Below are 19606 nucleotides of genomic sequence, written 5' to 3'. Positions count from 1 at the left end.
ATGCTCATCATGATTTCTGCCGGACAGTTTTTTAAGAAAGCAGTCGTTTCTGGCGCCGTTTTGGCCGCTGCCTTTGCCTGCAGCGTTCAGGCGCGTCTTGTGACCGATCATCTCGGCCGCAGCGTCAATGTCCCCGATACCGTCAACCGCATTGTGACTGCGGACATTCTCCCCTTTGCGAGCGTGACCGCCGTCTATCTCGGCGGCGCCGACAAACTCGTGGGGATTCACCCCGTCTCCATGTCGGCCGCCAAAAACGGGCTTCTCTCCGAGATCTATCCGGCGATACTTAAAGCCGACATCTCCTTTATGAAGGGCGGCACGATGAATATTGAGTCGGTGATGCGCCTTAAGCCCGACGTGGTGTTCGTGAACGCCGGCAACCGCCCCGCAATCAAGCAGCTTGAAAACGCCGGAATTGCCGCCGTTGCCGTTTCGGCTTCCAAGTGGGACTACAACGTTTTAACGACCTACGATCAGTGGATCAGCCTTCTGGACGCCGTCTTCCCGGAAAACGCAAAGACCGATAAGGCAGCCGCCCACTCGCGGCGCATTGCGTCAATGGTTGCAGAGCGCACCGCCGAACTGACTGACGCTGAACGCAAGAGTGTGCTTTTCGTGTTTCAGTATGACGCCAAGCGCCTTGTCACAAGCGGCCGGCACTTTTTCGGTCAGTACTGGTGCGATGCAATCGGCGCCAAAAATGCGGCTTATTCTGTTGAAGCGGACAACCAGAACGCCCAGATTTCGATGGAACAGGTCTACAAGTGGAATCCGGACGTCATTTTTGTGACGAACTTTACGCCCGTGCTCCCCGCCGACATCTATGCCGGAAAGTACAACGACTGGAGCCGCGTCAAAGCCGTAACGGAAAAACAGGTCTATAAGCTCCCCCTGGGGATCTACAGAAGCTTCACGCCCTCGGCTGATACCCCGCTCACACTTCTTTGGATGGCGAAGACCGTCTACCCCAAACTCTTTGAGGATATCGACCTCACCAAAGAAGCAAAGATTTACTACCGGGGACTGTACGGCATTGACCTCACGGACGAGCAGGTAAAGTCCATGTACGAACCCAAGGCCAACCGCGCCGACGGTTTTTCTCAGACTTCCGGCCGCAGGTAACCGACCCGTGACACGACCCCGCGTTTCATCACTTTTTACGAGCCGGTGGCTCGCCTGGGGGCCTGCAACCGCGTGTCTTTGGGCGGCGCTCATTGCAGGGGCCTGCATGGCGCTTGCCAGCGGCGGCTTTCCTGTGGCCGTCGCTGACGTTCTTGCGGCGCTGAAAGCCTGGGTGACGCAGGGGCCGCGACCCGATGAAACAATTTATTCGGTGGTTGTGAACGTAAGACTCCCCCGCGTCATTCTCGCGGTGGCGGCGGGCGCGGGGCTTGCGGCCGCGGGAGCGGGCTTTCAGGCGCTTTTTTCCAATCCCCTTGCAACCCCGGACACACTGGGCGTTGCGACCGGCGCAGCTTTCGGCGCGGTTTTGGGGATTCTGCTGGGGTTTGACGCGGCACTTGTGCAGGCTGCGTCCCTTGCGGCGGGCCTCGGGGCCGTGGTGCTTGTCTGCTTTGTAAGCCGCATCCGGGGACAAAGCTCGATTCTGATGCTCATTCTCTCGGGCCTGGTGATTGCGGCGCTTTTTTCCGCCTTAATCAGCCTTGTGAAGTTTGTAGCCGATCCCCAGGACATGCTCCCCTCGATTACCTTCTGGCTTATGGGAAGCCTCACGGGGGCCACGATGGAAACGCTGTGGCTGGGGCTGCCGTTTATCCTTGCGGGCTCCGTGGTTCTTTATTGCCTGCGCTGGAAGATGAATGCCCTGTCGCTACCTGAAGACGAAGCGCGGTCGCTGGGGATTCCGGTGACGCAGTTAAGAATCGCGGTCATTGTGGCAAGCACCATGATCACGGCGGGCGTGGTGAGTATGTGCGGACTGATCGGCTGGGTGGGGCTTTTGATCCCCCACTGCGCGCGGCTCATGTTCGGGGCAGACAACTGCCGCGTGATTCCGGCAAGTTTCTTAATCGGCGCGCTTTTTGTGCTCGCCGCCGACACCACGGCGCGGTGCGCCGCGGAACTTGAAATTCCGGTTTCGATTCTGACCGCCGTGATCGGCGCGCCCCTTTTTATCCTTTTATTACGCCGCACGGGCCTTGTGAGGTGATGCGCCATGCAGTTTGACGTCTCTCACGCCTCCTACAGCTATCCGGGCAGTTCCCGCGAGGTCCTCACCGACATCAATTTTTCCTTTGACTGCCGCGGGATTCTGAGTATCCTCGGCCGCAACGGTGCCGGGAAAACGACGCTATTGGAGTGCATGCTCGGATTAAGGCGCTGGAAAAGCGGGGCGTCCCTTATTGACGGTACCGACATCCGTACCGTCCCCGCGCGTACCTTCTGGCAGCGTGTGGGGTACGTTCCGCAGGCCAAGCCCGCGAGTTTCATCTACAGCGTTCTCGATATGGTGATGCTCGGACGCAGTGCCCGCCTCGGACTTTTTGCCAAGCCCTCGGAAAAAGACCGAGAAGCGGCGTTTGCGGCCCTCACAAAAACCGGAATCGCGCACCTTGCGGACAAACTCACCAACGAAATCTCCGGGGGTGAATACCAGCTTGTGCTCATTGCCCGGGCGCTCGCGGGAAACCCTGAACTTCTGGTGCTTGACGAACCCGAAAGCAACCTTGACTTTAAAAATCAGCTGCGGGTCCTCATGGTTTTAAGAGAACTCTCGGAAACCCTCGGAATCGGCGCCGTCATCAACACGCACTTTCCGGCTCACGCGCTTGAAATCAGCACAAAGACGCTGGTGCTGATGCCTGACGGCACGCATCGCTTCGGCTTTACGCACGATGTGCTTACCGAAGAAACGCTCTCCGAATCGTTCGGGGTGGGCGTGAAAATTCTTCCCGTCACGATTCCGGAACGCCCGGATTACGTCTGTGTGGCGGCGTTTGATGCGGCACCAGAGAGGAAACAGTGATTCTGCCCGCGGCGTACGCGCTGCGGACACGGAGGAATCCGTCAGGAGGCGGGCTTCAGGTCAGAGGGTACGGCCGGATGCGCGTTTTCATGGTCGGCCGCCGAGGGCGCGGCGGAAACCGGATTGGGCACAGCATCCGCAGCCTCTCTTGCCTGACGGTGCCTGAATGAGGACTTCGGGCAGTTGGTGGGATCGGTGCAGTTGTACGGAACGCCGCGGCGGATCTCGATATGCACTTCCATAATCTGCTGACGCAAGAGACGCCTTTCATCGTCCGTGAGTTTTCGCTGCGGGCGGTTGGCGGCGGCCTCAAGAAGCCGTGAATCGATCACAAAACGGCGCTTGATGATGCGCTTTTCATCCTCAGTGAGGCCCTTTTCAAAAACCTTGCGTTCCGCCCGGTTCATCTGCCGCCACTGAAAAAGGCGCTGCTCGTGGGTGAGCATCGGCCAGAGCGCCTGGCGCTCGGCGGGCGTCATCGCCTCCCAGGAGACGACGTTTGCGGCCCCGGTCCTTGCCTCAGGCTCAGCCTGACGCACTTCCTGCGCGCAGACCGCCATGGAGCAGCAGCCGCACACAGACGAGGCAATGAGCACGAATTTTTCAAAAACACGCGAGACCACGGTGGGGCAAGTCCTTCTGTGCCGTTTCGATGGGCGTAGCTTACCTCAGTTAAAACTTTTTATTAGAAGTGCGCCCGTCTTTTTTACGCAACAAAGCCGCAGAATTTGTAACAGACGTTTTTTCCGGGCAGGCAATCGAATTTGTAACAGGCACAATTACCCCTACGACAAAGAGCGGATCCCGCTTTTTCCGGAGTCGTTTTCTGCAGATACTGCAGAAACCCCGGCAAGCCCGTCCGCCGCACATAGGAGTTACAGGCATCATGGCAGAAAATGAACAGCGCACACCCAAGGTTTTGGTCGTGGATGACGATCCGCGCCTTCGTGACCTGCTGCGCCGCTACCTCGGCGAAAACGGCTTTTCCGTAAGCGTCGCGGAAAACGGCCAGGCGATGAACCGCATCTGGCTGCGGGAACGCTTTGACGCGCTCATTCTCGACCTCATGATGCCCGGCGAAGACGGCCTGCAGATTCTCCGCCGCCTGCGTGCCGGCAAGGATATGACGCCCGTGATCATGCTCACGGCGCGCGGCGAAGACGTTGACCGCATCGTGGGGCTTGAACTCGGCGCGGACGACTATATCGCCAAACCCTTTAATCCCCGTGAGTTGCTTGCCCGCATCCACGCCGTGCTGCGCCGCCGCCCCGCCAAGGACCAGCCCGGCGCGCCGAGCAAGGAAAACATCGTGGTGCGCTTCGGCGACTTTGAGCTTGACCTCGGCCGCCGTGAACTCCGCAAAAACGGTGAACTCATTGCGCTCACGACCGGCGAATTTGCCGTGATGAAGGCCTTTGCCCGTCACCCCAAGGTGCCGCTTTCCCGCGACAAACTCATGGAAATGGCCCGCGGCCGCGAGTACGAAGCCTTTGACCGGTCGCTTGACGTTCAGGTCTCGCGCCTTCGTAAGCTCATTGAACCCGATCCCGCCAAGCCCCGTTATCTGCAGACGGTCTGGGGTCTTGGCTACGTCTTTATTCCCGACGATACGGCTTCGGGTAAAGACGGCGTAAAACCCGAAACAAAGTAACGGTTATACTCAGACGGGATCCTCACAAGGATCCCGTTTTTATCTCAATCAGACGCACACCGTGGCAAAACTCTCCGCTCCGCCCGCGCCGAACCTTTTCTGGCGCACCTTTATTCTCATGATGCTTCTCATCATCTTCAGCGTGATGGGATGGCTTCAGAGTTTCCGTGTGTTAAACGAAACGCCCTATGCGCTCGGAACCGCGCAGCAGATCGTCTCGATGGCAAACCTCACGCGCTACGCGTTGATTTCCGCCGACCCCATCTACCGGCCCGACCTGCTGATGGTGCTCGCCAAGCGCGAAGGTCTCCGGATTCTGCCGCGTGAGGCCGACGACAAAATCGTGCCGCTTTCAGAAACCTTCAATTACACCCGCAGCAACATCGCCGACGTCGAAGCCATCGTCCGCGCTGAACTCGGAAGCGACACGATTCTCGCGAGTGAAGTCAACGGCCGCAGCGGCCTTTGGGTGTCAATCTCGATTGACGGGGACAACTACTGGCTCAAAACGAACAGCTCCCTCATTGATCCCCCGTACGGAAAAACGTGGCTCTGGTGGGCCCTGGCTGCGCTCGTTGCCAGTATCCTGGGTGCCACGGTCTTAACGCGCCGCCTCATTGCTCCCTTGAATCAGCTCTCTGAAAATGCCAAAGTTTTTGGGCGCGGCCTTGTCCCTTCAAAGCTCCCCGAAGACAGCGGTCCGGAAGAATTACGCGAAGTCAATTCAAGCTTTAACCGCATGGTGCAGGATATCGTCCGTATGGAGCAGGACCGCGAGGTGCTTTTGGCCGGCGTTTCGCACGACTTAAGAACGCCGATCACGCGTCTGCGGCTTGAAACGGAAATGGCAAGTCTCCCTGAGGATACGCACGCCGCGATGGTAAGCGACCTTGAGCAGATGGAAATGATCGTGAACCAGTTTGCGGCCTACGCGAAGCGAAGCACACAGCCCTTAGAGCGCGTCAACCTCTCCCAGACCGTGCTGCAGTACATCAAAACGGCGCGCGTTGACACGGACCCCGCCGTCAAGATTGAAAAGCTTGATGTCGAGCCCGACATCGTCGTGACGGCGCATCCGCTGGAACTCTCGCGCGTCGTGCAAAACCTCATCAGTAACGCCCAGCGCTACGGGCGAAGCGACGATGACCGGCTGCATTTAAGCGTCACGGTGAAAAAAGACCGCACAACCGCGCTTCTTGTCGTAAGCGATCAGGGCGAAGGCCTTGACATGAAGCAGGCTGACCGCGTGATGCGCCCCTTTGAGCGCGGTGACGCCGCCCGCACGGGGGTTTCAGGCACCGGCCTGGGCCTCGCGATCGTCGACCGGATCGTGCGGCGCTCAAGCGGCACCGTGACGCTCTCGGTCACCGAACCCCACGGGCTTACGGTTACCCTCAAAATCCCGCTTTACGGGCAGAAAAATGCCGGCGAAACGCCGGCACCCAATGCCCAGGAGAAGCCCCCGCAGACGGTGGTGTGATTTCCAGAGAAAACCCACGGGCTCCGCAGCTAAAAGCGGAGCCCTTTTTTCTCTTAGGCTTTGCCGTTAAGACGCGTCACAATCCCTGTCATCACCTGAAATGCCACGGGAAGGCTCTTTTCGTCCTGAATTTCAAAGTCGGAACGATGGTGTCCGTGGTGTTTGCAGCCGTAGATGAAGTACACGGCCTTGGCGCCCTTTTGCTGCGCGCGGCGCATCAGAAGCGAGCAGTCTTCGCTGCCGCCCTCGCCCTGGAGCATCCGGCTGGTAAGCCCAGGAATAGCGTTGACGACAGTAGCCACCAGGTCCGCGGCTTCAGGGCTTGCACGCATATCAACGGCTTCGCCCGCCTTAATCATCTTGCCTTCGACTTCGTAGGATTCAGCCACACCCTTCACAATGCTTTGAACGCGCTCTGTCATCCACTCGTTGATTTCGCCGGTGGCACCGCGCACCTCGGCCTGCATAAAGGCGTGCACGGGCGTGACGTTGCGGCCTTCGCCCGCCCTGAGCGTACCCACGGCCACACGGGTGTCACCCTCGCCGTGACGGGGAATGCCCTGCATCATGAGCGCGCAGGCAGCCGCGGCCATCAGGGCGCTTCTGCCTTTTTCGGGGTCTGACCCCGCGTGCGAAGCGCGGCCCGTAAAGGAAATATCGATCTTGGTAGTCGCCAAAAAGCCCTTTTCCACCACGCCCACTTCACCCGGAGCGCAGTCGCAGCCCACGTGCGCGCCGAAGAACCAGTCAAGGTCGTCAGCCGCACCGGCCGCGGTCATGGCGCTCGCGCCGCGCGTACCTTCTTCAGCGGGCTGGAAAATGAGGCGGATTTTTCCGTTGAGGTCATCTTTATGGTCGGCAATCCAGTGCGCAAGCCCCAGACCCGTTGCCGTGTGGCCGTCGTGGCCGCAGGCGTGCATGAAGCCGTCACGCTCGGAGGCAAAACCGCAGGCGGCGGGAACGTGCGAGGCGTCCTTGGATTCGGTCACAAGCACGCAGTCCATGTCAAAGCGGAAACCCACGGCGGGACCGGGGCGCCCCGTGTCAAATTCCGCAACGGCACCGGTGTAGCCGCCGAGACGGTCCAGGAAAGCCTGAGGCACGCCGTGCTCCAAAGCACGCTTCTGAGCCTTCTCAACGAGATCCGGGTTACGGCCGAGGACGTGTTCCGGATCGATCACATCACGGCCCGCCTTAATCTTAAAAACCCCGTACTTTTCAAGCGTTGAAACAACGCGGTACGTGGTTTCAAACTCCGTCCACCCTTCTTCGGGACGGCGGTGAATCGCACGGCGGGTTTCACAGATCTCGCGGCTGTAGTCTTCAAGATTGGCCATGATGCTTCCTTTCCGGCAAAAAAAGTAAATCAAGGTCTTTATGCTACGCCGATGCGCGCTCAAGAGAGAGAGAGACCGCGGACTCAGGCCGTCAAAGCGGCTTTGCGAGTTCAATCAGCATCATCTGCGTTTCTGCGCCCTCATCGGTGCGCGGCACAAACTTAAATTGTGCGTCGCTCGGGTTACCGAGGTGCGTCACGGCACCATTTTCCTCGCGCACGTAGTCCTGCGGAGCGTGAGCTCTGCCCGCGCGGCTTTGGGCCTTCACATCAATACCGAATTCGTTGTCGCTTACAACCGCAATGGTTTTGCGGTCCGGGAGCACCGCAAGGCCCTCGGCTTTTTTCGCGCTCCAGCCGTGGTTTTCAAGCGTCATGATGACTTTTTTGGCCACCATGCCGCGGGTGCGGGGTTTGAGTGCCGCGAGTTTCTGCGGGCTTAATTTGTCAATCGCCCGCACGCCTTTGAGGCTTCCCGTCACAAGGCGCGTCACCCACTGACCCGTTTTCGCCTCACCCTGCTCAATCAGCAAAAACCTGTCATTACCGAGCGAGGCAATATCCCCGATTTTCACGTCATCGGGATTTTTCCAGAAATTCTTTTCCAGAGGCCAGGCGTACTGCTCGGAAACGCGCTTTTTCTCGTCAAAAATAAGGGCCCGCACGAAGTGCTCACCGGGCAGAGCCCCCTGCATGACACCCAGAACACGGCCGTCGGGCATCACGGAGACCGACTCAAAACCGCGGTCAACGCGGTGCGCACCGTAAATCTGCGGCAGCCCCGAGCCCGGCGCATAGCAGCGCATCATTTCCCCGAGGCTGTTAAAGCGGCAAAGGCTCGGCCCGTATTCGTCTGCGATCCACCAGCCCCCGCCCTTACGCACCGCCGCCATCCCTTCGGGATCAAGCGTAACGCGCCCGGGCTTAAGGATCTTGTTGTCAATCGTCATCGCGACTTCAGAATAATTGACCGGGGGAACGGTGCTCACGGGCTGTCCTTCGTTATCGGACAGGGGCACCATTCCGAAGACAACAGCTTTACCGTCTTTGACGCGAAGCCGCACGATCTGCGGAGGAAATGCCGGATCGGCAAAGTAGCGGCCTCTCACGAGCTCGCCGTTGCGGCGCACCTTCGGAGCCGTCGTGTTGGGGCCCCGGTCCGTGATACCGTCAAACAACAGCGCGCCGTCACGGGTCTGTCCCCGAAACGTGATGCACGAGCAGATTGCCACCGGAATCGTGAGCGACTCAGAACTTGCTGCATCGGCAAAAACGTCGGTGGTGGGCCCGGTAATATCAAGCAGTGTCGCAGACTTCACCCGGACGGCATCGGCCGCTGAAGCTTCCTGAGCACACAACAGGGCGGCAGAAAGCGCTGTCAGAATCCGGATGAAAGGCATGATCACTCCCTAAACAATTCGAAAAAAATCCCGGCCTCATCGTTGGTTTGACTCAGCCGGGATTTTTGCGGCAGTGCCGCGGATTTTAGCCGAAGACCATGCCTCAGAAGGCCTTCCCCTCGGCCTTCGCCTTGGCGGCGTCGCCCGCCAGCACCCACGTAATCGACGTCTCGTCGATCATGCGCTTCAGAGCCGCGTTGACGTCAGCGACGGTCAACTTTTCCACCGCATCGTCAAAGGCCTTGCTGTAGGCAAAGGTCTTACCCATTGCAAGGAACCCAAGCCACCCCTGCGCAAGGTAATCGTCCTGTGCGCGGTTGACGGCCCGGCTCTGCAAAAGCCCCTTCTTTGCCTCCTGCAGTTCCTTTTCCGTGACGCCGTCCTTCAAAATCCGGGCGATTTCCTCACGGGCGCAGAGTTCGGCGCGCGCAAGGTTCTGAGGTGCCGTGATCGCAAAAAGCGACCAGAAGGCGCGGTCCCCGAACTTCGGGAGCATCACGCGGCTGCCGACCCCGTAACTTAAGCCTTCCTTCTGGCGCAGACGGTCAACGAGGCGGTTCGAAAGCCCCGTGCCGCCGCCCAAAATCCAGTCGGCCGTGACCATCGCGGGAGAGGCTTTATCCTCGAGGTTCGCCTTAAAGTCCACGCGCGCCAGAAGCACTGCGTTTTCCTTGGCGGGCGTATCAATCACGATGCGTTCCCCCTTCACGGGCTTAAATTCGGCGTACCAGCGGCTCCAGGCGGTCTTTGCGTCCGCAGGCTTTTTCGCGGCAAGCGCTTTTTTGAGAGCAGCCTTAACCTCTTCGGTGTCAAAGTCGCCGACCACCGCCACTTCTCCGTTGGTGGTGGCGACGGCGCGCTTATACCAGTCGTAGAGCGCATCCCGCGTCACGGTCTTAAGCCCCTCGACAGTCTCAGCCGTTGTCATCGCGTTACGGGGGTCACCGGCCGGATAGGTCGCAAAGTGCTTTAAAAGCGCATCGCGGCCCAAGGTCACCGGATCATCGCTCTTACCTTCAAGCATCGTCACCATCTGGCGCACAAGCTGCGTGACTTCTTTTTCGGGGAAGGTGCTTGCGGACGTGAGTTTCCCCATGAGTTCAATGACTTTCACTACGTTTTCGCGCGTCGTCGTAAACGTGAGCACATCGCCCTGCACCTTGAGTTTGGTGAGTTCGTCCGAAATCGCGGTGCGGTCCATGTCAGCCGTGCCGCGCGAGAGCATCGGTTCGATGAGCGTGTCAAGCAGGCGGTTACCGCGCACGGCGTCAAGGTTGGCGTAATTAAAGTGCGTCATGACCGTAACCGTACGGCCGCGGGTCTTTTTGGGTAAAAGCGCCGTCTTGATGCCGTTGATTGTGAGGCGCTCGGTGCGCGCGTCAATATTGGCCTGACTCACGTCAAAGGCTTCGGCGGTGTCGCCCTCTTCCTTAAACGCGGCGTTTTTCAGAACGTCTTCAAGTTTGGGCGTCACCATCACCGGAGCGCGCTCGGGCTTATCGTCCGGAATAAAGGTCCCGACCACGCGGTTGTCGCGCACAAAGTAGTCCGCGGCGGCTTTGTTTACTGCCGCAGGCGTCACCTTCGCGGTCATGTCGCGGTCATGGAAAAAGAGCCGCCAGTCACCCAAAGCGATGTAGTCGGAAAGATCCACCGCAAAGCTTTCGGGGTCTGAGAGCGTGCGCTCGTAGTCGGTGGCGGCTTCGGCCAAAGAGAGCTTCACTTCGGTTTCGTCCGCTGGCTGCGATTTAAACGCTTCTTCCACGGTCTTAATGAGCGTCTCGCGCACGCGGCCGATGTCGTCGCCCTTTTTCACCATGGCGCCGAACATCACAAAGCTCGGGCATTTGGAGGACATCGCCCAGCCGAAGACCTGACCGGCCATGCCGGTTTCAACGAGGGCCTTATAAAGGCGGCCGCGGGGAGCGTTGGAAAGCACATCCACCGCTGTTTCCACGGCGTTGATGTCAGAGGCTAACGCAGACGGTATGCGGTAGCCCACGGCAACGAGCTGCGACTCACCGGGCCTGCGGATTTCAAAGGTGCGCGGGCCGTCGGCAACGGGTTCAACGGTCCACTCGGCAGGCAATACGCGCCTCGGGCGCGGGATCTTGCCGAAGGTTTCCTGAATCCAGCCCAAGACCTTCGTTTCATCAAAGCGCCCTGAAACCGTGAGAACGGCGTTATCGGGCTGATACCACTTGCGGTAAAAGGCCTGTATGTTTTCAATCGGCACGTTTTCGATGTCGCTTCTCGCACCGATCGTGTTTCTGCCGTAGGCGTGCCAGTCAAAAAGAACGCCCTGCATGCGCTTAAGCATCACGCTTAAGGGCTTATTTTCCCCCATCTCGTATTCGTTACGGACCACGGTCATTTCCGTGTCGAGATCCTTTTTGGCGATGAAGGAATTGGTCATCGCGTCCGCGCTCCAGCCGAGAGCCCAGCGCATGTTGTCGTCGTTTGCGGTAAAGCTCACGAAGTAGTTGGTGCGGTCAAGCCACGTGGTACCGTTCATGCGGAAACCCCGGCGCGTGAATTCACGCGTCGGATCGGGGTAGTTTTTGCTCCCCTTAAACATGAGGTGCTCCAAAAGGTGCGCCATGCCGGTTTCACCGTAATTTTCATGGCGCGACCCCACCAGATACGTGGTGTTCACGGTTGCCGTCGGTTTACTCTGATCGGCAAACAAAACGACCTTGAGGCCGTTGGCGAGTTCGTAACTTTTGATTCCTTCAACAGTATGCACGGCCTGGGGCAAAGCCGGCGCAGCGGCACCGGCAGCCCCCGCCATCGCAGCACACGCGGCTGTCGTCATGATGAGAGATTTCAATCCTTTAAACATGGAGTGGCGTTCCTGAACGGTTTTTACACGCTTCTCCCCTTACCGGGGAAACATGTCCGGGACAATAGAGCCCGAAACCGGTTTGAAACGCGATAATAAGAAAAAATCAGTGAAGGTGTGTTACAGAAGCGCTTCCCGCGCGTGCGGCCCGCCTTTGGGCCCGATAGAATCCGGCCGTTCTGAGGATTCTTTCCCTTTTGTACTTCACCGAGCAGACGCACCGTGAAACTTTTATTCGATCTTTTTCCCGTCATCCTCTTTTTTGTCACGTTTAAGTTCGGCCAGAGTAACAGCACCGAACTCGCAGCGTGGCTGCAGGGCTTTTTGGGCGGCGCCGCTGACCCCGAACAGGCACCCGTGCTTGCCGCAACGCTTGTGGCGATCGTCGCGTCCGTCGTGCAGTTTGGGATTGTCCTTGCCCGCGGTAAAAAGCCTGAGCCCATGCTCTGGATTTCGCTCGTGATCATCCTTGTGTTCGGGTCACTGACGCTCTTACTTCACGACAGCACCTTTATTAAGGTTAAGCCCACCATTCTTTACTGGGTCTTTGCGGCGATTCTCGGGTTTGCCGCGATTACGGGCCGTAATTTCCTCACAAAGCTTCTCGGGAGCCAAATAAAACTCCCCGAAGCCGCATGGAAAAAGATGCAGATTGCCTGGATTCTTTTCTTTTTTCTCACCGGGGGGCTCAACCTCTTGGTTGCCTTTCTCTGCGAAACGGAAACCTGGGTGAATTTCAAACTTTTCGGCATCCTCGGTCTGACACTCATTTTTACAATTGCCCTCGGGTTCTGGATCACGCGGATCGCGGCGGCAGAACAAAATAACGGCCAAGCCGAAGGCTGATGCCGCAGAAGGCCTTCTGTCCCCGGCTTTTTATTCGGAAACACAAAAATGAAACTTAAAGCACTGGTTTTTGCTGCCGCCGCTGCGGCCCTTACGACGACAACGGCTTTTGCCGCCACTCAGGCCTTCCGTGTGAACGGTGAACTCATCACCAAGACCGAACAGGAAGACATGATCAAGGCTGCCACGGCCCGCGGTCAGCAGCGTACGGAAGAACTCGAAAATCAGGTAAAGCAGCTTCTCACCCAGCAGTCCGTGCTCGTGCAGGAAGCCAAAAAGCAACGTCTTGACCGTAAAAGCGACGTGCGCCGCGCCATTGAACGCGCCCGTGAATCGATTCTGATGCAGGCTCTTGTCGAGGACTACCTCAAGAAGAACCCGGTGCCCGAAAGCGATGTGCGCGCGCTTTTTGACGCCGAAAAGAAGCGCTGGGGCGACACGGAAGTGCAGGTGCGCCATATCCTCGTGAAGGATCAGGCCACGGCCGAAAAGCTTTTGAAGGACCTTAAGGGCGGTGCGGACTTTGCCAAGCTCGCTAAGGAACAGTCCGTTGACACCCAGGAAAACCGCAACGCCGGCGGCCTTATTCCCTGGACAAGCGCCAACCTCTTTGACAAGGACTTTGCCGCGGGTTTTGCTGGTCTTAAGGCCGGGGAACTTGCCAAGGCTCCCGTGAAGTCGCGCCTTGGCTGGCACGTCGTGAAGCTTGAAGGCAAGCGCGCCGCACAGCGCTTTGCCGACTACAACGCCTGGGCGCCGCAGTTTAAGCAGCTCCTTGCGCAACAGAAGGTTCAGCAGTATGTCGCTGGCCTTGTGAAAAAGGCCAAGGTCACGCCCCTGAAGTAACACTTCACGCATTGACGTAAAAAAACCGCTCCGGGAATTACCCGCGGGCGGTTTTTTGTTGCGCCTGTTGCAAAAATTCCACAGCGCCAGCATGCACTCCGGAGGGGACAAAAAAGGCTGTTTTGCATCCCCTTCGTATCGTTTTCCGGCAGGGCTTCGCGCCTACTGCACAATGGCTTTGCGCTGTGTCGGCTCAAATTTTTCAGCCGGCATTGGGCAAACCGCAAAGTCATAGCACTTTCTCTATGGGCGAAACGAGACTCATTATCAGGTGCTATTTCAGACTGGATTCGAATTCTTAAATAGGAATTGTTCTCATTACAATTTCTCACATGCTTAACAGGAGCTGAAAAATTTCGCCTGCCTGTTACCCAGATTCGAATTCTCTCCCCTATCGATAACGGAGTAATTTTTTCATTATGAAGACCGCTTTTAAGATGACTCTGGCAGCAGCGGCTGCCGCTCTCGCGATGACCTCTGTGCAGGCCGCGAGCGTTTCTCTGTACGGCTCGATCTCCACGGGCGTTGTTGTCACGGGCACCGATAAGCTCACCACGGCCGGTTCTGTTGATCAGGACCGCACCACGACGACCTCCATGGAAAACGCCTGGTACGGCGACTCCATTTGGGGTTTGACCGGTGAAGAGGAACTCGGCAACGGCTGGAAGGTGGGCTTTACCCTCGAAAACAGCTACGAGTCTGATACGGGTGCCTTGGACGGCGACCTCTTCGGCAGCCAGGCCTACCTGAAGGTTACGAACGACGTCGTGACGGTTGCAGCCGGTAACATCGGTGCTTTGGACAGCGCCGGCGGCGACTTTGATCTCGTGGGCGGTTTTGATCCCCTCGAAGCCGCGTTCGGCGTGGGAGGCATGGGTGCTTTTGCTACGCGCGACGCCACCTACACCAACGCATTCGTGCTCTCTGTTGCTCCGGTTGACGGTCTCACGGTTTCCGCCATGGGTTCCTTCGGTGAAGACGACAGCACCCAGGAATGGGACAAGAACAACCACTACTACGCTTTGGGTGCCCTCTATGAAAACGGCCCCCTGGCTGTTGGTCTGACAGGTTCCATGAACGTTTATGACGCTGCTAAGCAGGACGGCAACAAGGCTCCGGACAACAGCTACGCCGTTACGTTTGGCGCATCCTGGGACTTCGAAGTTGTAAAGCCCATGTTCATGTACCAGCACACGGATAAGAACCAGGCTTTCCAGGATTTCCAGGATGTTGCTTGGGAAAAGGGCATCAAGACCGACAGCTTCCTTTTGGGCGCCACTGCTCCCCTGGGTAACGGCAGCCTGATGGCTTCCGCTCAGTACCTGAAGATTACTGAAAAGACCTCGGGCGACGACGGCAAGGCCTTTATTCTCGGTGTGGCTTACGCCTACAACTTCTCTGAACGTACGGCTCTCTACATGGGTGCCACCTACGCCCAGGGCAGCGACGGCCTTGACAAGGATCTCTCTGCAACGGATCCCCAGGCCTTTAAAGACTTCCGCGGTACCTACAACGGCTACCAGTTCGGTGTCGGTCTGAACCACACGTTCTAACCCTTTCCTCCTGAGCAGCTTCCGGGCTGCTTACCTTTGGAGTATCTCCTCCCCGCGGTACCTTCTGGAACCGCGGGGCTTTTTTCGCTCGGAATGTCCTTCTTCAGAACGAGGAAAAACCGGCACTGTTGTATCCGAGACTACTTACTGCTACTTCTTTTGAACTAATCACAGCGGACAAATACCTCCGCTTTCCCATCCCTTCGGTCAGGATGATTTAGGGTGAGCAAAAGATTTGTAATTAGCCGATTGAAATTCATTATAAAGCCCTGAAAACACTGCTTAGAATCAACGCATCAGTTAACTCAAATGCTGCCTGAAATCCGCCGGCGGGGCGCTCCTCACGGAACTCCCCCACGGTGTTTTATGACGGCACCCCACTTTTCCTGATGCCTGCCTCAGCCTGAGACCGGTACCCGGAATGAGCCAGGAGACCACTCTTATGATGGAAACTCAATACGAAGCACTGCGCCGGCAGGGAATCAGCCGCCGCAGCTTTCTTCAGTTCTGCTCGCTGACGGCTGCAAGCCTGGGCTTAGGCAGCGCAGGCGCCAAGGACATTGCCGAGGCCATGCAGACGAAGCCCAGAACGCCCGTTGTGTGGCTGCACGGTCTTGAATGCACCTGCTGCACGGAGTCCTTCATCCGCTCCTACCATCCGCTGGCCAAAGACCTTGTGCTAAGCATGGTAAGCCTTGACTACGACGACACCATCATGGCTGCCGCGGGGCATCAGGCCGAAGAAGCCCTTGAAGAGACGATTGAAAAATACAAGGGTAACTACATCGTAGCCGTCGAAGGCAATATTCCTCTCGGAAACGACGGCACCTTCTGCGTGCCGGGCGGCGAAATTTTCCTTGAAAAGATCAAGCACGTCTGCAAGAACGCCAAGGCCGTGATCGGCTGGGGTTCCTGCGCATCCTGGGGCTGTGTGCAGACCGCCAAACCCAATCCCACGAAGTCGGTGCCGATTACCGAAGTGATCACGGATAAGCCCGTGGTTCTGGTGCCGGGCTGCCCCCCGATTCCGGAAGTGATGACGGGTGTGATCACCTACATCCTCACCTACGACAGACTGCCCCCCTTGGACCGCCTCGGTCGTCCGAAGATGTTCTACGGTCAGCGCATTCACGATAAGTGCTACCGCCGTGCACACTTTGACGCGGGCCAGTTCGTTGAGAAGTTTGACGACATCGGCGCCAAGCTCGGCTACTGCCTCTATAAAGTCGGCTGCAAGGGACCGACGACGTATAACGCCTGCTCTTCGATCCGCTGGAACGAAGGTCTGTCCTGGCCCGTTCAGTCCGGTCACGGCTGCATCGGCTGCTCGGAAAACAACTTCTTTGACAAGGGGAGCTTTTACAAGCACGAACCGGATATCCTGCCGCCGATGTGGGGCGTGGAATCCACCGTCGACAAGGTGGGGCTTGCCACCGTCGCCGTCGTGGGCGTTGCCGCTGCCGCGCATATTGCGATGAGCGCAGTGAGCCAGGCCCGCAGCAAGAAGAACAATAAGGATTTGGGAGAAGCTAAATGACACAGTCTCAAAACACCCGCCGCGTCGTTGTTGATCCGCTGACGCGCGTTGAAGGCCACCTGCGCGTGCAGGCAGTGCTCAATGAAAACAACGTCATTGTCGACTCCCAGAGCACGGGCACGATGTGGCGCGGTCTGGAAGTGATTCTGAAGGGCCGCGATCCGCGTGACGCCTGGGCGTTTGTGGAACGTATCTGCGGCGTCTGTACCGGTATTCACGCGCTGGCCGCCGTACGTTCGGTGGAAGACGCAATCGGCATCAAGATTCCGAAAAACGCCAACATCATCCGCAACCTGATGAATGCGACGCTTTACGTCCATGACCATCTGGTGCACTTCTATCAGCTCTCCGCGCTTGACTGGGTGGACGTTGTAAGCGCCCTTAACGCCGATCCCCGTGAGACCGCGGCGCTTCAGCAGAAGATCAGCCCGCGCCATCCGTTGGCAAGCGTGGGCTACTTCCGCGACATTCAGAACCGCTTAAAGAAGTTCGTGGCTTCCGGCCAACTCGGTATCTTTAAAAACGGCTACTGGGGCCACCCGGAGATGAAACTGCCTCCGGCCGTGAACCTTCTTGCCGTGACGCACTACCTTGAGGTGCTTGACTTCCAGAAGGAAATCATCAAGATCCACACGATTCTGGGCGGCAAGAACCCGCACCCGAATTACCTCGTGGGCGGTGTGGCGTGCCCGATCAACATGCACGACACCGGCGCCTCAGGCGTGATGGTGAACGAAGTGACGATGAACTACATGCGCGACATCGCCAAGGCCGCGGTCGACATTGTCTACAACGTCTACCTCCCCGACTTAAAGGCGATTGCAAGCTTCTATCCCGAATGGTTCAAGTACGGCGCGGCTTTGAGCAACAAGAACATCCTCTGCTACGGCGACTTCCCGGAAGTGGCCAATGACTGGAGCGAAAAGTCGATGCTTCTGCCCCGCGGCGCCATCATCGACGGGAAGTTTGACGAAATCCACGACGTGGATCTGCGCGATCCCGAACAGGTGCAGGAATTCGTTGATCACTCCTGGTACAAGTACGCCGACGGTAAGAAAGGCCTGCATCCCTGGGACGGCGTCACGGACCACGCTTTTGAACTTCCCCCGGGCAGCGACGGTACCGCGACGAAGTTTGCGTGGTTGGGCGAAGCGGGCAAGTACTCCTGGATCAAGAGCCCGCGCTGGAAGGGCCACATGATGGAAACGGGTCCCCTGGCGCGCGTCATCATGGGTGTTCAGAAGAACATGCCGCAGTACAAGGAACCGGCTCTGGCGCTTCTTAAAGAACTCAACCTTCCGATGGAAGCCCTCTTCTCCACGCTCGGCCGCCACGCGGCGCGCGCTTTGGAATGCGGCTTTATGGCCGACCTTCTCGTGAAGTACGTCGACGACCTTGTGGCGAACATTAAGGCCGGCGACGAAGCAGCCGCGAACATGGACAAGTGGGAACCCTCGACCTGGCCCAAGGAATGTAAGGGCGTCGGTTTCTGCGAAGCCCCGCGCGGTGCGCTCGGTCACTGGTGCGTCATCAAGGACGGGAAACTCACCAACTGGCAGGCCGTTGTGCCCACCACCTGGAACGCATCCCCGCGTGATGAAGCCGGCAACCGCGGCGCCTTTGAGAATTCGCTCATCGGCACTCCCGTGGCTGATCCCAAGCGTCCGCTTGAGATCATCCGTACGATCCACAGCTTTGACCCGTGCCTGGCCTGCGCCACCCACGTGTTCTCCCCCGAGGGAGAGGAACTCGTCTCGGTCAAGGTCCGCTAAAGGGGGATTTTTCGTATGAAAATCGATCCCGTCACATATGAAGTCGACGTAGCAGCGGGCACACAGCCCCTCTACGTCTGGGAAGCGCCGGTGCGCATCTGGCACTGGATCATGGCGTTTCTGATGTTCGTCATGATCGCTACGGGCTTTTTGATCGGCGCGCCCCTTGTTTCCAACCTCGGGGACACCTGGATTACGTACGGCTTTGCCTACATCCGGGGTATTCACTTCATTGCAGGCATGATCTTTACGGTGCTCTTTATCGGGCGCCTGTATTGGGGTGTGGTGGGTAACCGCTACTCCCGCATGATCCTGGTGCCGCCGTTATGGAGCCTCAAATGGTGGAAGATGCTCTTTGAGCAGGTGAAGTACTACCTCTTTTTCCGCCCTCAGTCTCCGGAATACGCCGGGCACAATCCGCTCGCGCAGTGTGCAATGTTCTTTATGTTCACGCTGGGCTCGATCGGAATCATCATCACGGGCTTTGCGCTTTACGCGCAGGCCTGGGGGTGGGATACGCACTGGATGGTACTTTTCGGCTGGGTCTTTGATGTCTTCGGAGACGCGCAGGCCGTGCGCACCACACACCACGCGCTGATGTACGTCTTCATCATCTTCTCGATGGCGCACATCTACATGAGTTTCCGCGAGGACATCATGGGCGGCGCGACCACCATCAGCTCGATGACCACGGGTCTGCGTATGTTTAAGGAAGGCGGTCACCATGAGTGAGGCGAGGCCTTTTGACCTCACGGTGCTCGGTGTGGGCAATATCCTCTGGGCCGATGAGGGCTTCGGGGTGCGCTGCGTCGAGCACTTTCACCGGGCGTTTCGACCGATACCCCGCAGTCAGGTTCTGGACGGCGGCACACTCGGAATGTATCTGCTCGATACCTTCACCTCCACCAAAGATCTTCTGATCTTTGACTGCGCGGACTTAAAGGCTGCGCCCGGGACGATGAAGGTCTTGCGCGGAGACGACATCGCGCTTTGGTCTGCGACGAAACTTTCGGCGCACCAGGGCGGTGTGAACGATGTGCTTGTGGCAGCCGAACTTCTCGGCAAGGCGCCCGAGCGCGTCACCGTGATCGGAGTGCAGCCCGCAGAACTCAATGACTACGGCGGCTCGCTCACGGAAAAACTTAAGGCCGCGATTGCCCCGGCAATTGATGCGGCCGTCACCGAGCTCACGGACTGGGGCTACAGCCTCACGCGCCGTGAGCCGGGCGAAACGGTTGAACCCTTGGGTGACCGGTCACTAAACGAAGACGTTTATGAAAATGAGCGTCCGAGTGAAGCCGAAGCCTGCCGCGAAGGCGACATCCGCTTTGCGGTGCCTGTGAAGGAGTAACGC

16 protein-coding genes are annotated in these 19606 nt (G+C 58.1%); 12 read left to right on the top strand and 4 right to left on the bottom strand.

The genetic code is table 11. The features are described from left to right. Nucleotides 1-9 precede the first annotated feature (9 nt). From BQ7486_RS05890 to BQ7486_RS05880, 3 genes are read left to right on the top strand one after another with little or no spacing between them, the layout of a single operon-like run. Nucleotides 10-1125, top strand: coding sequence for an ABC transporter substrate-binding protein (locus BQ7486_RS05890; protein WP_074009552.1), 1116 nt, complete (start codon nucleotides 10-12; stop codon nucleotides 1123-1125). A 7-nt stretch (nucleotides 1126-1132) separates the two neighbouring features. Continuing rightward, nucleotides 1133-2173 (top strand): FecCD family ABC transporter permease, encoded by a 1041-nt coding sequence (locus BQ7486_RS05885; RefSeq protein WP_235836743.1) that lies wholly within the window; start codon nucleotides 1133-1135, stop codon nucleotides 2171-2173. Nucleotides 2174-2179: 6 nt separating this feature from the next. Beyond that, nucleotides 2180-2989 carry an ABC transporter ATP-binding protein gene (locus BQ7486_RS05880; protein WP_074009328.1) on the top strand — a complete coding sequence of 270 codons (810 nt, stop codon included), beginning with the start codon at nucleotides 2180-2182 and terminating at the stop codon, nucleotides 2987-2989. 41 nt (nucleotides 2990-3030) lie between these two features. Here the strand turns inward: BQ7486_RS05880 and BQ7486_RS05875 are convergent, their stop codons facing one another. Then, entirely contained in the window at nucleotides 3031-3612 is a 582-nt protein-coding gene (locus BQ7486_RS05875; RefSeq protein ID WP_022373975.1) for a hypothetical protein, read from the bottom strand. A gap of 263 nt (nucleotides 3613-3875) precedes the next feature. On the opposite strand from BQ7486_RS05875, the gene ompR reads away from it, so the two are divergent. Next, complete coding sequence (ompR, locus tag BQ7486_RS05870; RefSeq protein ID WP_022373974.1) at nucleotides 3876-4640, top strand: osmolarity response regulator transcription factor OmpR; 765 nt, start codon at nucleotides 3876-3878, stop codon at nucleotides 4638-4640. A gap of 61 nt (nucleotides 4641-4701) precedes the next feature. Next, nucleotides 4702-6120: an ATP-binding protein gene (locus BQ7486_RS05865; RefSeq protein ID WP_074009326.1), complete on the top strand. Its 1419-nt coding sequence runs from the start codon at nucleotides 4702-4704 to the stop codon at nucleotides 6118-6120. Between the two features lie 53 nt (nucleotides 6121-6173). Here BQ7486_RS05865 and BQ7486_RS05860 read toward each other — a convergent pair whose 3' ends face one another. From BQ7486_RS05860 to BQ7486_RS05850, 3 genes are all read right to left on the bottom strand, one after another. Further along, a complete protein-coding gene (locus tag BQ7486_RS05860; protein WP_074009325.1) occupies nucleotides 6174-7457 on the bottom strand; it encodes an amidohydrolase in 1284 nt (427 codons plus the stop codon). A 91-nt stretch (nucleotides 7458-7548) separates the two neighbouring features. Further along, nucleotides 7549-8856 (bottom strand): esterase-like activity of phytase family protein, encoded by a 1308-nt coding sequence (locus BQ7486_RS05855; protein WP_074009324.1) that lies wholly within the window; start codon nucleotides 8854-8856, stop codon nucleotides 7549-7551. A 103-nt stretch (nucleotides 8857-8959) separates the two neighbouring features. Further along, nucleotides 8960-11671, bottom strand: a complete 2712-nt coding sequence (locus BQ7486_RS05850) for a M16 family metallopeptidase (protein ID WP_235836742.1) — start codon at nucleotides 11669-11671, stop codon at nucleotides 8960-8962. Between the two features lie 249 nt (nucleotides 11672-11920). On the opposite strand from BQ7486_RS05850, the gene BQ7486_RS05845 reads away from it, so the two are divergent. From BQ7486_RS05845 to BQ7486_RS05815, 7 genes are all read left to right on the top strand, one after another. Continuing rightward, entirely contained in the window at nucleotides 11921-12544 is a 624-nt protein-coding gene (locus BQ7486_RS05845; RefSeq protein ID WP_022373969.1) for a septation protein A, read from the top strand. Between the two features lie 48 nt (nucleotides 12545-12592). Further along, nucleotides 12593-13390 (top strand): peptidylprolyl isomerase, encoded by a 798-nt coding sequence (locus tag BQ7486_RS05840; protein WP_074009322.1) that lies wholly within the window; start codon nucleotides 12593-12595, stop codon nucleotides 13388-13390. 419 nt (nucleotides 13391-13809) lie between these two features. Then, the gene (locus BQ7486_RS05835) at nucleotides 13810-14943 is read left to right on the top strand and encodes a porin (protein ID WP_074009321.1); all 1134 of its coding nucleotides are present in this window, start codon (nucleotides 13810-13812) and stop codon (nucleotides 14941-14943) included. Between the two features lie 442 nt (nucleotides 14944-15385). Then, nucleotides 15386-16480 (top strand): hydrogenase small subunit, encoded by a 1095-nt coding sequence (locus BQ7486_RS05830; protein ID WP_022373966.1) that lies wholly within the window; start codon nucleotides 15386-15388, stop codon nucleotides 16478-16480. Further along, nucleotides 16477-18252 (top strand): nickel-dependent hydrogenase large subunit, encoded by a 1776-nt coding sequence (locus BQ7486_RS05825; RefSeq protein ID WP_022373965.1) that lies wholly within the window; start codon nucleotides 16477-16479, stop codon nucleotides 18250-18252. Before BQ7486_RS05830 ends, BQ7486_RS05825 begins: the two co-directional genes overlap by 4 nt. Nucleotides 18253-18267: 15 nt before the next feature. Next, nucleotides 18268-18984, top strand: a complete 717-nt coding sequence (gene cybH, locus BQ7486_RS05820) for a Ni/Fe-hydrogenase, b-type cytochrome subunit (RefSeq protein ID WP_022373964.1) — start codon at nucleotides 18268-18270, stop codon at nucleotides 18982-18984. Continuing rightward, nucleotides 18977-19603, top strand: coding sequence for a HyaD/HybD family hydrogenase maturation endopeptidase (locus BQ7486_RS05815; protein WP_074009320.1), 627 nt, complete (start codon nucleotides 18977-18979; stop codon nucleotides 19601-19603). The genes cybH and BQ7486_RS05815 overlap by 8 nt, the downstream gene beginning before the upstream one ends. The last annotated feature ends 3 nt before the right edge of the window (nucleotides 19604-19606 follow it).

This window comes from Duodenibacillus massiliensis (assembly GCF_900128485.1).
In the GTDB taxonomy this organism is placed as follows: Bacteria; Pseudomonadota; Gammaproteobacteria; order Burkholderiales; family Burkholderiaceae_F; genus Duodenibacillus; species Duodenibacillus massiliensis.
Note: the sequence above shows the minus strand (reverse complement) of the source record. Positions and strands in the feature narration are given on the sequence as shown.